This window comes from Streptomyces sp. JNUCC 63 (genome assembly GCF_054366325.1).
Window position 1 is genome coordinate 7,821,313 of the sequence record NZ_CM135963.1, and the last position, 15,464, is coordinate 7,836,776.

The following is a 15,464-nucleotide window of genomic DNA, read 5'->3' on the forward strand; positions in this document are numbered from 1 at the left end:
CATGCACCACCGCAAGCCGCGTACCCGCCGTGTCACCAGGGCGGCCGCCGGCCTGGGTGCCGCCGCCGCGGCCGCACTGGCCGTGACGGCCGGCAGCGCCTCGGCAGGCGCCGCTGCCGGCGCCTCCCGCCTGTCCCAGCGGGTCGCCGTCGCCGTCGACCTGGCACACAGCCGCGCCGACCGGATCCACATCAACCAGTCCGACGCGTCCTTCGCCATCCACGAATACGGTCCGTCCGTCGCCGTGACGGCGAACAACCGGGCCACCGCGGAATCGGCGGGCTGCTCGCTGGAGGCCCCCTGCCGTTCGGTCGCCCTGTCCTACCAGATCGTCACCACAGCCGGCGCCAACGCCCGTCTGATCCACGCCACCAACCTCAGCCGGGCGGTCAACGAACACTGCGCCGCATGCCAGACCGTCTCCGCCGCCTATCAGTTCGTCGTCGCCACGCCCCGCGGGTTCAGCCTCAGCCGCGCTGCGCGCAGCGAGCTGGACTCGATCGGCCGGAAGGTCAACGCTCTGAAATCCTCCCGTCTGCCGATCTCGCAGGTCACCCGTGAGGCGGACGAACTCGCCCGGGAGGTGAAGGCCGTCCTCGACCGGGAGGCGGCCCGCGCACCGCGGGCCGGCGGCAGCGACCGGGGGGCCGGCTTCGCACCGACCGTGACCCTGCACCGCCATGTCCGGTGAACCCGGCCGAAAACGCTCAGGGCTGTGGACTCCCACCGCAGCCCTGAGCACTACGGCAGAACATTTCGACTGGAGGGCGAAATCGCCGTATGCCGGAAGGTGATCGACCTCATGGAGGAAGCGATGCTCCCCAAAAGACGATGCGAAATGATCTTTGCGGTGGCCGAAGCGGGCTTTCCGGTGCGAGGGGTCATCGAGCTGCTCGGCGTCTCACAGTCCGGCTACTACGCCTGGCTGACCCGGAAGACTGCCCGACCACGCGCCGCCCCCTGTCGCCAGACCACCACGACGGGCAGCACCCGGAACAATCCGAGGAACACCTGCGGAACATTCTCGAGCGCCCGGCCCGCCGACAGTGAAACGAGAAAACGAAAACCGCCGGCGCCCACAGACAGGACGCCGGCCCCACGGCATCCGCGCCCGACGTCTGTTTCAGGATTTCCCGGCCTGCAGCAATGACTCGACGAGCACAGCCACATGCCGGCGGTCCGTGGGGCTGAGCCTGTGCACGCTGGCGATGAGGATCTCCACCTCGGGGTCGGCACACGCGGGCGCGTTTTCGAAGTAGACATGGACACCCGCGGCCTCGGCCGCGGCCCGCTGCACGGGCGCCACCGGCACCCCCAGGCCCCTGGCCAGCCCTTCCAGCGTGGTCTGCTGGGGCATCTGCGCCAGCCGCGCCGACGTCGCCAGATGGTGGACGGTCGAGCGGGAGATGCCGCCGCGGCGCGCTACATCGCTGTAGGACCATCCTTTTTGATCCAGCTTGTTCTTGATCATTTCCTGCAGTGTGTTGGGCACCGCTGGTTCTTCCTGTGCGAGGGAGGTCGGTCGGCCGCTTGCCACTGAGTCTAACGGCGCAGTCCCCAGGACGTTCTGTACGCCGGCCCGCCCCCGGCAGCCCCCCGGACAGGAAGGGCTCAGCACAAACCATGATCCACGTGCACGTCGGCGCATCCCCCGCCGAAGCCGCCCGCGTCCGCACCGGCCGGCGGACCCCGGCCCGATGCGGGAGGGCCCGCCGATGAAGTGGAACCTGCGGATGGTCGCCGCCCAGCGCGACATCTGGAAGGCCGGCGAACTGCAGCGGATGCTCGCGGACGCCGGACTGACCGTCTCCGCGGGCAAGATGTCCCACCTGTGGTCCCGCCGGCCGCTGACCGTCCGCCTCGACGACCTCGACATCCTCTGCGAGGTCCTGGACTGCACACCCGCCGACCTCCTCGTCCCGGAGAAACGGGCCGACCGCCGGGCCGCCGCGGCGGCCGAGGCGGACCGGCAGGCCTCCGGCGGCCCCCCGGTCGGCCACCCGCGGCGGCCCCACCGCCCGGCACCGCCCCGATGAGCACCACCGGCCCCGGACACCCGGCCCCGGGCCACCCGCACCTGCCGGGACCGCACGGGCACGAGGCACGTCCGACCCGGCAGCCACCCCATGCGCCCTCTCACCTGCACGGATGTAATCCATACCCATGCGCCGAGCCGAGTCTGCGCCCAAGGGGGAAGCTTGGGCACAGGCAGGTGCCGAGCACGCGGGTCAGGCGTCCTACGGCTTCGGCGGCCGTGAGGCCGCGGACCATGCCGTCGAGGCCGGTGAAGCAATCGAGCAGTCGGCCCGGCAGGCGGCGACCGCGAGGCGACGGCGGTGCGGGTCCTGCCGGCTCCGGACGGTCCGAGCAGAGTGGCATGCGCCTGGGCCCCGACGCACGACAAGGTGACGAGGCCCTTGACCATGCAGGGGTCCAGGTCCGGCCGCAAGGAGAAGCCGTGGTCGGCCGGCCGTTCCGTGGCGCGGGAGTTGCGACAGCCGCAGGCCCTGGCGGAAGCACCCCGGGCGGCCGGTGAGCCATCGCCCATCCGGTGGCCCACCGGCCGCCGACCAGTCCGCAGCCGCCGCTCGCATCCCTGACCACACGGCCCCCGCCCGGAGGCGAATCCCCGGGCGAGCGCCGTAATCGGCGGGGCAACAGTTCGCCGGGCGGCCGCTTTGTACACCGCCGGAGGCGGAGGCGTGCGGCGTAGGGTGCCGCCATGCCGGTCGTCGTGGCCGGTGGCGGATCCGGTCCGGCGCAGGACCCGCCCGTTCCTGGCGGCCTTGGACCTGCCTGCCTTCGTCGCATGTCACTGTGCAGCCTTCGAGCCGCCGTCGATGGCAAGGGTTTGTCCGGTGATGGACTTGGCGCTGTCGGAGGCGAGGAAGAGCGCCAGCGCGGCGATGTCCTCGGGGTCGGTGAAGCGTTTGAGGGACTGGATGCTCAGGGCGTCGGCGGTGACGTCCGCCAGGCTGCGTCCGCCGGCGTCGGCCCGGCCCTGCAGGACCCGCTGGATGCGTTCGCCGGCGACGGCGCCGGGGGCGATGGCGTTGACACGGATCCCGTCGTCTCCGAGTTCGATGGCGAGGGTCTCGGTGAAGCCGATCAGCCCGCGCTTGGTGGTCGCGTAAGGGCTGCGGTTCGGGTAGCCGTAGCGTCCTCCGACGGAGGACATGATGAGGACGACGCCGGCGTCGGACTTCTTCAGGAAGGGGATGGAGAGCCTGGTGACGTTGAAGGTGCCGGTGAGGTTGACGGCCAGGACGGCTTCCCACTGGTCGGGGTCCATCTCCTCCACCGGGCTGGTGGGGCCGGCGATGCCCGCGTTGTTGACCAGCACGTCGATACCGCCGAGGGTGTGCGCCGCGGCCTCGACGAAGGCATCGACCGAGGACCGGTCGGACACGTCGCAGACCGTTCCGGCGATCGCCGGATCGGCCTCGGTGACCTGTTCGAGGGCCCGTTCGTCGATGTCGCAGATGTGCACACGATCGCCGTTGGCCGCGAACGCCTTGGCTGTCGCGAGTCCGATGCCGGCGGCCCCCGCCGTCACGACGACTCGACGTCCACTGTTCATGCGGGTCCCTCCTCGCTCTTGTCGGCCGCACTGCCCGGCGCCGATTCCCGCTCGCGTGGGGTCAGTTGGGTTCGGCCCGGCGCCAGGTGAGGGCCGAGTTGACGGTCCTGCCACTCGACGTGATGGGTGACGCGGTGCTCAGGCGCAGCGTGTCACCCTCGAGTTCCACCACACGCGGTTGCGTCTGACCGGTCCAGTTGGGGAACACGGACACGAACATGGAGTGGGTGAGGGTCTGCTTCTCCTCGTCCACGTGGAACGGTCCCGAGTAGGCGATGTAGGAGGTCGCTTCCGCCGTGTACTCCTCGGTCGTGCCGTCGAACCAGTCCCCGGAGGCGAAGCCGGGACGGTCGGGTCCGGACAGTTGCGCGGACATGTATCCGTCGGGGGTGTACATGATGATCCCCTTCGGCTCATGGCCCAGCGGCTCGAACGGTTCGGAACCGTCCACCGGGATCTCCCGGTACGACACCAGCTTCCACGCACCGATCAGCCGTTTGCGCAGACCCTCAGCCATCTCTGCCTCCATCGATCAGTGCGCCGTTCCGCCGCCGTCACGGCATCCGCGATGCAGCGCTCTTCAGTCTCTTCCGGTGTTTCCTCAGCCGTGCTTCGGTGCGCGACGCCTCAACCGCAGCGGAATGCACGCAAACGGTGACGGGACCGGCCATGCCGAGCGGGAACACGGCGGCGCCCGCGATTCCCCCGATTCACGGACTGGCCGAGTAGTAAATCCGCAGGGGACCATGTCCCTTCTCTCCGGCCCGGCAAGCCACGACCCGGCCGCGTCCCCGCCGGCGACGAGGCTTCTCGGCTGTGGCGTGATGGCGGGCATCGGCGCGGCGATCAACACCAGTGCGGTCACCCGCGGCGATTCGGTGGCCGTCATCGGCTGTGGCGGCGCCGGCGACGCGGCGGTGGTGGGCTCCCGGCCGGCGGGCGTCCAGCCGATGACGAAGGCTTCGCGCTGGTGGCCGGCGTTCTCCCGGTACCGGCGGGAGGTGCCCGTCAGCATTGGTGTGACCGGGGTGATGCCGAAGGTGGCCCGGGTACCGACGATGAGTTCGGCGCTCGCGCAGCCGGAGCCGAGGTAGTGCTCGACGGGCAGCAGGTCCCGGCCGGCGAGGCCTGGTGGACGGGCTCGACGAGTTTCACGTCGGGCACGGTCGCATCCGTGGTCGCGACATGCGTGAGCACGTTCGGGATGGGAGGACGTGCCCGCCGGCCGGGCCGCGGAGCCTCGTCGTCAGGCCGGGGCGGCCGGCGGACCTCGCTGATGTGCAGCTTGTACCCGGTCCAGTGGAGATCTTCCTTGGTGCCGTAGCGGGCACTGAGGTCACAGGGCGTGGTCCGCGGTCAGGCGGGTTCTGCCGGGCGGGAGGCCGTCCTTGCCTCAGCGCACTGGAGCCCTGTCGGGAGATCCGACTCTCCTACCACCCGGAGAACACGCTCGCCGCCGCCCTCTACGCGGCGCTCGGCTTCAGGCCTGCCGGAGAGTTCGAGGACGAGGAGGCCGTGGCCGCGCTGAGCGCCGAGGCGGCCGCCGCCTGACCGCCCGCGGCCTGTCCGGGGCCCAGATGGTCGGCCCGTTGGGGCGGGTGGGACGGCGCGACCGCGTCCGCCCCAACCCGGGCGAAGAGACCCTCGTTGCCATGAGAAATCCCTCCTTCCCGGCCCCTTCTGGGGCCGGGAAGGAGGGATTCACTCGGGGACGGGTTTTCCTGACGGTTCCGCACCGCACGTCACCGGGCGGACGCTACGCCGTCCGTCGCGAGGCCCGTCCCGCGGCGGGCAGGTCTGGGGGCCGGATACGGAACCAGGGGGTCACTCGGGCCGCAGCGGACCACGGCCGAACATCGAGAGCACCTCGTAACTCTTGTCCGCGGGGCCGGGCTCGCTCAGCTCCATCGCGAATCCACCAGTGAACAGTTCCTGGTCCACGGGGCGCTCATGGATCCAGTCCCGGATCACCTCGCGGAAGGTGATCTTCCATACGCCGTCGCGTTCCTCGTACCGGTTGAAAGTGCGGCTGGCAGCGATCAATTCGCGTGCTGGATCCCCGAACCGATGGTACGAGAGGCGATGTGTCTCCCCCTCGGCGGACTTTCCATCCACCTTGTACCACTCATTCAGCAAATAGTGGGTGGTGTTCTCGAACCGGGGCTTGAAATCATCGATGATCCAGTCCACCCATTCATCCACTCCACCTTCCTTCATGTTGCCCAGGCGGACGAAGGCGTCCTCGAAGAAGATCGACTTCAGCAACTGGGGGTCACGCCGGTCGATCCCGCGGCAGTAGGCGACTTCGAGATCGTGCAGCCGGTCCTTGACCTTCAGCTCCCGAAGAAGACGAAGATCTTCCTCGGTTACTTCGCTGTCGGCGCGAGCTGTGTCGTCAGTCATTGTTTCTCTCCCTCGGGTGAGGATTCAGGCACGTAGGAGCAGGTACGGCAGGGTGCGGTCCCTGTCACACCTCGAGTTGCCGGCCGGTACGGTCCGGGAGCAGGCGGATCGCGAAGGCGGACACCAGGATCGTGAGGAGCCCGTAGCCGGTGACCAGCAGGGTTCCGTTCCCCGAGATCTGCATCAGCCACGTCGCGAGGAAGGGCGCCGGCGCGGCGAACACCATGTTTCCGCAGGTGAGTCCGAGAGCCGATCCGGTGTACCGGATCGGGGTCGGCAGCGCCTCGGCGTAGAAAGCTCCCTGACACCCGGTCATGAACTGCACACCGCACAGCGCACCCGTGATGACGAGCGCGGCCATCCACCAGTTACCCGTGTCGAGGATCAGGAAGAACGGGACGAGGAAGGCCAGCAGCACAGCGAGGCCTGTGAAAAGGACGCGCTTTCGGCCGATCCGGTCGCTGGACCAGCCGCCGAGCAGGCTTGCCCCGATGGAAATCGAATTCGCGACGACCATCAACCCGAACGTGGAGCTCTTGTCGAATCCGAGCCGGCCCGTGAGGTAGCTGGTGGCGAAGGTGACCATGATGTAGTACAGCGCCCCCGGCGCCGCCCACGCGAGCACCAGCAGCGTCACCGTCTTCCAGTGCTGCCTCAGCAGCCCGCGTGCCGCCTGCTCGCTCTTGCCCTCGCTGGCGAGGAAGGTCGGGGTCTCCTCGACGCGGTGCCGGATGTAGTAGCCGACAGCGATGAGCGCCACACTCATCAAGAAGGGCACCCGCCAGCCCCAGCCGGCGAACTGATCCTCGGTGAGCCATGCGGCGAGCCCGGTCAGCGTGAGTGTGGCGAGTACCTGGCTGATCGGCGATCCCACCGACATCAGGGCACCCGCGATACCGCGCCTCCGGTTCGGCGAGTGCTCCATCACCATGAGCTGCGACCCGGTCAGCTCGCCCCCCAGGGCGAAGCCCTGCAGGAAACGCAGTACCACCAGTGCGGCCGGAGCCGCGATTCCCACGCGAGCGTAGGTCGGAAGCACACCGATCAGCACCGATGCCGCGCCCATGAGCAGCAGCGTAAACATCAGTACGTTCCGGCGGCCGAACCTGTCACCCAGCATGCCGAACACGAGGCCGCCCAGCGGCCGTGCCACCAGCCCGACTCCGAAGGTCGCGAACGACGCCAGCAGCGCGGCACCCGGCGCCAGGTCGGGGAAGAACAGCTGCGGGAACACCGTGGCCGACAACGCGCCGTACACAGAGAAGTCGAACCACTCCAGCGCGGAACCCAACGCGCCACTGATGACTGCTCGCCGGGCGGTGGGTGTCCCGCTCCCGGCCTCCGCGCTCCCCGGCACCGCGACCGGCTGACCTGCTTCGGCCTGCCCAACGGGCCCACTGACTCTCATCGCTTCACTCTCCTTGGGTGTCCTCACTACTGCACGGCACGTCACACGAACTCACAGGCGGTTCACGCCTTCACGGCCACTTACGCCACGGGCACGCAAGGGGTGATCTCGCGCCCAGTAGTCCGCGCCACGCAAGAGACACTCGTTCGAGTGTGCGCTCACCCGCGGACGCCGAGAGCATCCACTATCAGGGACTAGGTAGTCAATCATTCCCTGTATGTGGGATTATGGACTCATGAACACTCTACAAACCGTGGACAGGGCGCTTCGCCTGCTTGAACTGGCCCAGCAGGAGCCCGTCGTCACCCTTGCCCGCGCCGCCGGCGAACTGGGCGTGGGAACCTCCGTCGCCCATCGGCTCCTGGCCACCCTTGAGGCCCACGGCTTCATGCGCCGCTCGCTCGACGGCCCCGGCTACCGCCTCGGCCCGGCCATGACCGGCATCCGCCCCGCCCATGCCGACACGGACTTCACCCACTTGATCCAGGACGACCTGCTCGAGCTTCAGGCGGCAACCGGCGAGACCGTGGAATTCGCCGTCCTCGAAGGGCAAGCGGTCCGCTACATCTACGGCATCGCCTCACAGCACCACATGCGCATCGAAGCCAGGGCGGGAACGATCCTTCCCGCACACATCACAGCCTGCGGACGAGCCCTCCTCGCGACCCTCACGACCGACCAGCTCCGCCGGATCTACCCGAACGAACCCCTCCCGCACGCAGCGAAGACCATCACCCCGACCCGCACGGCCCTCGAAACCGAACTCGAGAACGTCAGGCAGCGCGGCTACGCGCGCAACATCGAGGAAACCGAACCCGGCATCGCGGCACTCGCGCAGACTCTCCCCACCCCGCAGGGGTACCCCCCTATCGCCATCACCATCTCAGGGCCGCAACCACGTCTTTGCTTCACACTCGAAAACCCCTGCACCCCGTCCGAGACGGCACTCACTCAAGCCCTGCGTCAGGCGACACAGAAGATGCAGGCAAAACTCACCTCAAAGCTTCAGCATTAGCCCTCTTCGTACGGGGTCATGAGGGCGGGCGGCATGGCCTTGAGCCGTTCCAAGAAGGGGAGGAAACCGGTGCCGTCGGACTGAGAGGGAGTTTGGTTCAGGGTGATCGCCCCTTATGTCCCAGTAGGTGTCTCGCCAGGTGGATGTGGTCTCGTCCGTCATGCGCTTGGTGAGGTTGTCGACCGAAGCTTTGTGGATCATGGCTTCGGAGTCGGCGGGGAGGGTCTCGTGGCCGCGGACCAGACGCCGGTGCGGTATCAGGATCCCGCAGGCCTGCTCGACCTTCCGCCGCTTCGGTTGCGGGACGGACCCCCGTCTCCTGCGGGGTGCGTCCGACGGTCTCGACGTCGATGCCGAGGCGGGTGCCGAACGCGTCCACGCCCGGATGAACGACATCGCCGGCGGCCGCGTCGCAGCCCCGGCCCAGCTCATCGTTGTCGCCACCCCTCTCCTGGTCGCCCTGATCAACCACGAGTACCAGCACGACCAGTGGATCGGTGAAGTCCGCGCAGGCGACCTCGGCCACGCCCTCCCGCCCGACCCGGACAGCGACCAGGTCTCACGCCTGGACGGACACCTCGTCCTCAACCCTTTCGCGTGAGCCGTACGCCCCGGGAGCGGGGCAGAGCGGGCAGGAGACCGCCCCGTAGGCTTCTCCCGCCAAACGGCGCTGCCGCCGGGAAGGAGCCGGCGGCAGCGACGCCCGGCACGGCAGTGACGGCCGGGCAGTCCGCGAAAGGGGCCGGCGCCATCCGTCCTGCCCCGGAAGACCGGCCAGAGCGTCAGCCCGGACACCTGGCCCTGGCCCAGGGGAGACCATGAACGCTGGTATACAACGCGGCGCGATCGCCGCCGTACAGGTACTCGGCCTCGCCGTCTGGTTCTCCATGTCAGCCGTGGTTCCCACACTTCGCAGCGAGTGGGGACTCGACTCCGCCGACGCCGTATGGCTGACCGCGTCAGTCCAACTCGGCTTCGTCACCGGCGCGCTCACGTCCGCCGCTCTCACTCTCGCCGACCGTCTCCCGCCCCAGCGCCTCCTCGCCGGCGGCGCCGCCGCAGCTGCCGTGTGCACTGTGCTGCTGGCCGTGTCGGTCGATCGGCTTGCCGCGGCCGTTCCGCTCCGCTTCGTGACCGGCGTGTGCCTGGCCGGTGTTTACCCGGTCGGCATGAAACTCATGGCCTCCTGGGCACATGGCGCCGCACGCGGCAAGTCCATGGGGGTTCTCATTGCCGCCCTGACGCTCGGATCGACCCTTCCGCATCTCATCGCCGGCGTCGGGTCACTGCCCTGGCGGGGCGTTCTTCTGGTCGCGGCAGCAGCCGGACTCCTGGCCTCTTTCATCGCGCTGGCCTTCATCCGCGTCGGTCCCCATGCCGCCCCGGCCGCGCCCGCCCGCAACCCCCGCTACGCCCTCACCATGTTCACCCAGCGCGGCCCCCGCTCGGCCAACCTCGGCTACTTCGGGCACATGTGGGAGCTCTACGCCCTGTGGACCTGGATCCCCGCGTTTCTCGCCGCGACGGACAGCGCCCGTCATCTCCCCGGATCGGTCGAGGTCACCGTGTTTCTCACCATGGGGATCGGCGGAGCGGTCGGCTGTCTGCTCGGTGGCTGGGGCGCCGACCGCTTCGGCCGCCCTCCCGCCGCCATGGCGGCCCTGCTCACCAGCGGTCTGTGCTGTCTGCTCTCACCGCTGCTCGTCCACTCCCCGCCGACGCTCATGGTCGCGTTCTGTGCCCTCTGGGGCGCTGCTGTGATCGCCGACTCCGGAGTGTTCTCGACCTCCCTCAGCGAAGTCGCCGACTCCCGCTACATCGGAACAGCCCTCACGGCCCAGACCGCGATCGGATTCGCCCTCACAGTCGTCAGCATCCAGCTGACCCCCCTCCTCGCCGACGCCGTCGGCTGGCGCTACGCGTTCCTCCTCCTGGCTCCCGGCCCCTTGGCCGGCGCCCTCGCCATGCGCGCCCTGAGAACCGGAAACCGCCCCGTTGAGCGCGCAGGACGAGGACGTACCGCTCCCCGGTTCTGACCGCTCCGGCCCGCCCGGCCAGGGGCGCATGGGACTTCCGTTTCCACTCCGGGCTCGCTTTGGCCATCGGGCCTGCCGGCCCTGCTGCTGCCGCGGCGCTCTACGCCAATGTGTTCGCCCGGCCGTACGGCGTCCCGGCTCCGTCCGGAGGGAGCCGCACTCGGCCTCTTCCACGGCCCCGCCCGGGACGGGCCCGTCACGAAAGCCGGTCGGAGGCGATCACCGGGGCGAGAAGGCCGGCTGATCGGGCAGAGCAGCGCCAGCGCCTGCTCGTGGAGGACCGCCGTCGCGCCCGCGCAGGCGTTCCCCGCCACGGTCACCTGGCAGCCGGTGTCCGCAGCGGCGAAGGCCGTGCCGAGGACGCGGCACTCGGCGCGGCGCGTAGCGTCCGGCCGTATGGAACCCATGGCTTACATCCAGTCAGCGCGGGACACCCGGCCCCGGGCCCGTGACCTCGGTATCGTCATCGGAGGTGTCGCTACCGGACCCCTCGACGCGATCACCGATGTGCCGGGCGTCCGCGTCGGGCACACCACCGTCCGCCGGCACCCCGACGTGCACAGCGGAGTGACCGCCGTCGTGCCCGACGCCGTCGGCCCCCACACGCCGCTGTCCGCCGGGGTGTTCACCGGCAACGGCTACGGCAAGCTCATCGGCACGACCCAGCTCACCGAACTCGGCACGCTGGAGACCCCGGTGCTGCTCACCTCGACCCTGTCCGCGTTCCGGGTCGCCGACGCCCTCGTCGGCTGGATGCTGGAGCGGCCCGGATGCGGCGAGGTGCAGAGCCTCAACCCGGTCGTGGGCGAGTGCAACGACGGCTTCCTGTCCGACATCCGCGCACGGCCGGTTCACGAGGAGCACGTCCGGGCCGCACTCGAGAAAGCGTCCGGCGGTCCGGTGGCCGAGGGCTGTGTCGGCGCGGGAACCGGCACAGGCGCCCTGGGGTTCAAGGCAGGCATCGGAACCGCCTCACGTACACCGGAACTGGGAGGCCGGCGGCACACGGCGGGGGTCCTGGTACAGGCGAACTTCGGCGGTACGCTGCGAGTGCTCGGCCGCAGTGTCACCCCGCAGTCCCTGGGCCTGACCGGCGACCCGGCGCCGGTCGGGGAGACCGGTTCCTGCATGATCGTGGTGGCCACGGACGCCCCCCTCGACGCCCGGCAGCTCACCCGCGTCGCGCGGCGTGCCGTGTTCGCCCTGGCCCGCACGGGCGCCGCCTACAGCCACGGCAGCGGCGACTACGCCGTCGCCTTCGGTACGCGACCGGAAGCCGGGGCCCCTGTGGCGGACGCCGAACTGGGACCGCTGTTCGAAGCCGTCCTCGACGCGGTCGAGGAGGCGGTGCTCAACTCCCTGCTCGCCGCGACGACGACCACCGGCTTCGGCGGCCGCACCCTGCCGGCCCTGCCGGCGGACCGGCTGCTCGACGCCCTCACGGGTCCCGTGGCACCACCGGTGCCCCACGGCCGGACGCGACCGCCGCGCTGACACCGGACCAGCGGCGGGGTGCGACCGTGAACGCTCGGGTGAACGACCGAGGTTCGGCCGAAGGGCGCTGCCACCGCCGTCCGATCGGGCAGAGGCATCGGCCACCGGGCACGGCTGCACAAAACGGCCGCAGCCGGGCAGGTCGGTACAGCTGGGGCCTGTCCTCCCGCCGTCTCCTGGCGAACCATCCGCCCGCCGGGGCCACAAGGGCCGGCGCCCCGGCCGTCCGTGCCCAATGCCGCCAGTGCCGGAGCGGATTCCGCCATCGCCGGAGTGGCGCGGGTGCGGCCTCGGCGGGGATCGCGTCGCGGTCGTTGTCGGGCACGGGGACGTTCGGACCGCACACGGTGATGGAGCCCTTGGCGCCGGGAATCCGCTTGTCGATGCGGATAAGGAAACCGACGGTTTCCGAGGACCCGGGCCTTGGGGCACGCCGCTCCGAGAGGTCGCACAGGAAGAAGTGTTGCCATGTGCTCGGTCGAGGCCATCAACGGCCTCGCCTGCAGCGGCAGCAAGGCGAGTCCCGGTACTTCATGGCCGCCCGCAAGCTGCACAACCGGGGCGGGCCGTTGGCATGATCCTCTGGGAAGGCACCCAGGAACCGGCCGGTCAGAACCTCCCCGAACTTGTGCGTGAGGGCGCCCACATCCGCGTCTCCCCGGTGCTGGGCACCGAGTCCCAGGCCAGGACGGCGCTCGGCGACAAGGCCGTGAACGGTGGCGCCGCACCTCACCTGCTCCGCGCTGCGCGGCATGGACCTCTCCGGTGTGGTGGTACGCCCGTCGACGGCAACGTCCCCACGCGCAGGGTCTTCGCCGCGGTGCGCCGCGGCTCCGAGCAGCACCCGCTCCTGACTCCGGTGCCCGCGGCCCTCCGTACGGCCGCCGCGCGGGTGGGGCCCGATCCGGCATCCATTGCCTGACCTGCTGACTTGCTTCATTACCTCAGCGGTAATCGACCCTCCGGGCGGAACCGGGCAAGGTTGGAGTCGCCGTGGACCGGGCGGCGCACTCCGCCCGGTCCACGGCCCCTGACCGGCGTTTTCGACCTCGACGGAGGCTGATCGGCATGTCCGCCACCACTCTGCTCGGCACCCTCTCCCGTACCGACCGCCCGCAGACCATGCTGCGCCGCTTCCTCGCCCTCGACGCCATCGTCACCGGTGCCAACGGGCTGGTCTACCTGATCGACTCGAAGCCGGTCGGCAACCTGCTCGGCATCGGATCCGGTGTGCTGTTCGAACTCGGCATCTTCCTGACGCTGTTCGGTGCGGGAGTCGGCTGCCTCGCCACGCGGAAGCAGCCGCCGGCCCTCGCCGTGAAGGCGGTCATCGACGCCAATGTGCTGTGGGCCGTGCTCAGCATCGTCGCGATGGTCGCCTGGTTCTCGCCGACGACCGCGGGTGCCGTCTGGATCCCCCTGCAGGCCGTGACCGTCGGGGGTTTCGCCGCGCTCCAGTTCCTCTCGCTGCGTGTCACTACGGCCTGAGGGACTGCAGATACTCGACTGTCGCCGAGTCGGCCGGGAGGAACGTCTCGATGGCCAGCTCGGCGACGGTCACGTCCATCGGAGTGTTGAAGGTCGAGATGGACGAGATGAAGGACAGAGTCCGGCCGTTGTGTTCCAGTTGGAGCGGCAGGGCGAAGTACGGAACGGGCTCCTCCGGGTGGCTGCTGCGGTCCCTGGTCTCCGGAAGCGGATAAGCGGCCACCTCGTCGTACAGCGCGCGCAGCGCCTCGGACCTGGCCAGCGCGATCTGACGCTCCATCTGGGCCAGCAGATGTCCGCGCCATTTCCGCAGATTGCGGATGTGCGGCGCCATTCCCTGCGGGTGCAGTGTGAGCCGCATGGCGTTCAGCGGCGGGGCGAGCAGATGCTCCGCCACCCCGTCCAGCATCATCATGATTCCCCGGTTGGCGGCGACGACGTTGTACGTTCCGTCGACGACCAGCGCCGGATACGGTTCGTAGCCCTGCAGCAGCCGCTCGATGCCCTCGCGCAGTGAGCCGAGCGCCGGATCGTGCAGCGGGGTCTCGGCGTAACGCGGGGCGTAACCGGCCGCCAGCAGCAGGACGTTGCGCTCCCGGACCGGAACATCGAGATGTTCGGCCAGCCGCAGGATCATCTCCTCGCTCGGACGGGACCGGCCCGTCTCGATGAAGCTGATGTGCCGGGCGGAGGATTCGGCACGCAGCGCCAGCTCCAGCTGGCTGAGCCTGCGCCGCTCCCGCCAGCCACGGAGGAGCGGACCTATCGGGGTGCCCAGTACGGCAGTTGACATGCTGCGACGGTACTTCAGCTTGTCCTTCGAGGTTCGGCGTCGAACGCAGGTTGAACTTGATCGGCGTTTTCGCTGTTCACGGGCCGTGGTCGTGAGGGCGAACAGCAGCCGCGGGAAGAGCGGGTGGTGTCGCCGCCGTTCCTCCCGCGCCGGCTCGTGGCGGGTCGGCCCGTGTCGCGGCTCCTTGTCTCCACGGCTGCCGGTGAAACGAACGGTTGTGACTGAGCACGCCGGTTGGCAACTCCGGGCGCCGCAGTTGCCGCAGGGCAGCGGTCTCTTCGGGGTACTGGTGGCGGTTCAACGGTCGGGACGGGGTCGCTTCCCCGCGGCGGCGCCCCCGTCCGCGGTCACGCCGTCGGCCGCTCCGTCAGGAGGTAGCGCGTCCAGGGCCGCACGTCGGTGAACCGCGGCTCGGTGAACCCGGCGTCACGGAGCGCGCCCGTGTACTGCCGCACGTCGGCGACGGACATGGGATCGTCCGCCGCTTCCTGGTGCGCGACGCCGCGGGACATCATCCTGGCCATGGCGCGGGTCACCCGGGGGGTCACCGGGCCGCTCGGGAAGGCGTCCGCGATCAGCAGCCGCCCGCCGGGCCGCAGCACGCGGTACATCTGCGCCAGCGCGGTCTCCCGGTGCGCCTCGGGGATGTGGTGCATCGCGAACGTCGAGGTGACCACGTCGAACTCACCGTCGGGCAGGTCCAGGGACTGCGCGGGCGCGAGTACGAAGCGGCAGTTGGCCGCCCGGCCCGTGTGACGGGACGCGTACTCGATCATCGGCGCCGAGGGGTCGATGCCGACCACCTGGCCGCCAGGTCCGACCGCGTCGGCGAGCCGCCCGGCGAAGATGCCGGGGCCGCAGCCGACGTCGAGCACCCGGTCGCCGGGGCGGGCGCCGCTCGCCGCCACCAGAGTGCTGTTCAGCGCGCCCCGGCGGCCGCCGAAGATCACCGTAACGAGCAGGTTGTACCGGCGCACCCACGGGATGAGGATGCCTGGCTGCTCCGGCTCCCGCACCTCGGTGCCGGCCGTGTCCGCTCCTCGCATCTCCATGACCTGTTCTCCTTCCGGTCTCCTTGCCGACCGCCTGTGGTGTCGGCTGCGACGTCCTTCGATGATGGGCGGGGCCGGGGCCGCCGTCGTCGCCCTGGCGGCGGCACTGTGCGCTGCCACGCCGGAACGACCCGGCCCGACGGCTACATCCCCAGGAGTACGCACGAAATGGCCCCACGAGGTGACGTATTGCTG

General features: G+C 69.9%; 16 protein-coding genes and 3 pseudogenes. 12 read left to right on the forward strand and 7 right to left on the reverse strand.

Features of this window, described 5'->3' with window-relative positions; translation table 11 throughout:
* Window position 1 precedes the first annotated feature (1 nt).
* Window positions 2-691 (forward strand): hypothetical protein, encoded by a 690-nt coding sequence (locus tag ACX25U_RS36230; protein ID WP_454386346.1) that lies wholly within the window; start codon window positions 2-4, stop codon window positions 689-691.
* Between the two features lie 24 nt (window positions 692-715).
* Complete coding sequence (locus ACX25U_RS36235; protein ID WP_454386347.1) at window positions 716-1,150, forward strand: hypothetical protein; 435 nt, start codon at window positions 716-718, stop codon at window positions 1,148-1,150.
* Here the strand turns inward: ACX25U_RS36235 and ACX25U_RS36240 are convergent.
* On the reverse strand, window positions 1,124-1,471 hold the full coding sequence (locus ACX25U_RS36240; protein WP_454386349.1) for a helix-turn-helix domain-containing protein: 348 nt from the start codon (window positions 1,469-1,471) through the stop codon (window positions 1,124-1,126). The genes ACX25U_RS36235 and ACX25U_RS36240 overlap by 27 nt on opposite strands.
* Before the next feature lie 244 nt (window positions 1,472-1,715).
* On the opposite strand from ACX25U_RS36240, the gene ACX25U_RS36245 reads away from it, so the two are divergent.
* Complete coding sequence (locus ACX25U_RS36245) at window positions 1,716-2,036, forward strand: helix-turn-helix domain-containing protein (protein WP_454386351.1); 321 nt, start codon at window positions 1,716-1,718, stop codon at window positions 2,034-2,036.
* Between the two features lie 776 nt (window positions 2,037-2,812).
* Here the strand turns inward: ACX25U_RS36245 and ACX25U_RS36250 are convergent.
* Together ACX25U_RS36250 and ACX25U_RS36255 are read right to left on the reverse strand one after the other, a co-directional pair.
* Window positions 2,813-3,580: an SDR family oxidoreductase gene (locus ACX25U_RS36250; RefSeq protein WP_454386353.1), complete on the reverse strand. Its 768-nt coding sequence runs from the start codon at window positions 3,578-3,580 to the stop codon at window positions 2,813-2,815.
* Window positions 3,581-3,641: 61 nt separating this feature from the next.
* Window positions 3,642-4,097, reverse strand: a complete 456-nt coding sequence (locus ACX25U_RS36255) for a lipocalin-like domain-containing protein (protein WP_454386355.1) — start codon at window positions 4,095-4,097, stop codon at window positions 3,642-3,644.
* A 259-nt stretch (window positions 4,098-4,356) separates the two neighbouring features.
* Between ACX25U_RS36255 and ACX25U_RS36260 the strand changes: the two are divergent.
* Together ACX25U_RS36260 and ACX25U_RS36265 are read left to right on the forward strand one after the other, a co-directional pair.
* Window positions 4,357-4,521, forward strand: a pseudogene (locus tag ACX25U_RS36260) (S-(hydroxymethyl)mycothiol dehydrogenase); the annotation flags it as partial.
* Between the two features lie 358 nt (window positions 4,522-4,879).
* Window positions 4,880-5,131, forward strand: a complete 252-nt coding sequence (locus tag ACX25U_RS36265) for a hypothetical protein (protein WP_454386357.1) — start codon at window positions 4,880-4,882, stop codon at window positions 5,129-5,131.
* 273 nt (window positions 5,132-5,404) lie between these two features.
* Here the strand turns inward: ACX25U_RS36265 and ACX25U_RS36270 are convergent, their stop codons facing one another.
* Complete coding sequence (locus ACX25U_RS36270; RefSeq protein WP_454386359.1) at window positions 5,405-5,983, reverse strand: nuclear transport factor 2 family protein; 579 nt, start codon at window positions 5,981-5,983, stop codon at window positions 5,405-5,407.
* A gap of 64 nt (window positions 5,984-6,047) precedes the next feature.
* Window positions 6,048-7,274, reverse strand: coding sequence for an MFS transporter (locus ACX25U_RS36275; protein WP_454386361.1), 1,227 nt, complete (start codon window positions 7,272-7,274; stop codon window positions 6,048-6,050).
* Window positions 7,275-7,626: 352 nt separating this feature from the next.
* Here ACX25U_RS36275 and ACX25U_RS36280 point away from each other — a divergent pair, with 352 nt between their 5' ends.
* The 7 genes and pseudogenes from ACX25U_RS36280 (at window position 7,627) to ACX25U_RS36310 (ending at window position 13,424) form a co-directional block, all read left to right on the forward strand.
* Window positions 7,627-8,406 carry an IclR family transcriptional regulator gene (locus ACX25U_RS36280; RefSeq protein WP_454386363.1) on the forward strand — a complete coding sequence of 260 codons (780 nt, stop codon included), beginning with the start codon at window positions 7,627-7,629 and terminating at the stop codon, window positions 8,404-8,406.
* Between the two features lie 385 nt (window positions 8,407-8,791).
* Window positions 8,792-9,007 carry a hypothetical protein gene (locus ACX25U_RS36285; RefSeq protein WP_454386365.1) on the forward strand — a complete coding sequence of 72 codons (216 nt, stop codon included), beginning with the start codon at window positions 8,792-8,794 and terminating at the stop codon, window positions 9,005-9,007.
* A gap of 217 nt (window positions 9,008-9,224) precedes the next feature.
* Window positions 9,225-10,442: an MFS transporter gene (locus ACX25U_RS36290; protein WP_454386367.1), complete on the forward strand. Its 1,218-nt coding sequence runs from the start codon at window positions 9,225-9,227 to the stop codon at window positions 10,440-10,442.
* A 396-nt stretch (window positions 10,443-10,838) separates the two neighbouring features.
* The gene (locus ACX25U_RS36295) at window positions 10,839-11,936 is read left to right on the forward strand and encodes a P1 family peptidase (RefSeq protein WP_454386369.1); all 1,098 of its coding nucleotides are present in this window, start codon (window positions 10,839-10,841) and stop codon (window positions 11,934-11,936) included.
* A gap of 518 nt (window positions 11,937-12,454) precedes the next feature.
* Window positions 12,455-12,678: pseudogene (locus ACX25U_RS36300) on the forward strand (ATP-binding protein); the annotation flags it as partial.
* A pseudogene (locus ACX25U_RS36305) lies at window positions 12,674-12,858 on the forward strand (LysR family transcriptional regulator); the annotation flags it as partial. The pseudogenes ACX25U_RS36300 and ACX25U_RS36305, both read left to right, overlap by 5 nt.
* Before the next feature lie 146 nt (window positions 12,859-13,004).
* Window positions 13,005-13,424, forward strand: a complete 420-nt coding sequence (locus tag ACX25U_RS36310) for a hypothetical protein (protein WP_454386371.1) — start codon at window positions 13,005-13,007, stop codon at window positions 13,422-13,424.
* Here the strand turns inward: ACX25U_RS36310 and ACX25U_RS36315 are convergent.
* Together ACX25U_RS36315 and ACX25U_RS36320 are read right to left on the reverse strand one after the other, a co-directional pair.
* Window positions 13,414-14,217 (reverse strand): helix-turn-helix domain-containing protein, encoded by an 804-nt coding sequence (locus tag ACX25U_RS36315; protein ID WP_454386373.1) that lies wholly within the window; start codon window positions 14,215-14,217, stop codon window positions 13,414-13,416. The genes ACX25U_RS36310 and ACX25U_RS36315 overlap by 11 nt on opposite strands.
* Window positions 14,218-14,564: 347 nt before the next feature.
* Window positions 14,565-15,269: a class I SAM-dependent methyltransferase gene (locus tag ACX25U_RS36320; RefSeq protein ID WP_454386374.1), complete on the reverse strand. Its 705-nt coding sequence runs from the start codon at window positions 15,267-15,269 to the stop codon at window positions 14,565-14,567.
* Window positions 15,270-15,464 lie beyond the last annotated feature (195 nt).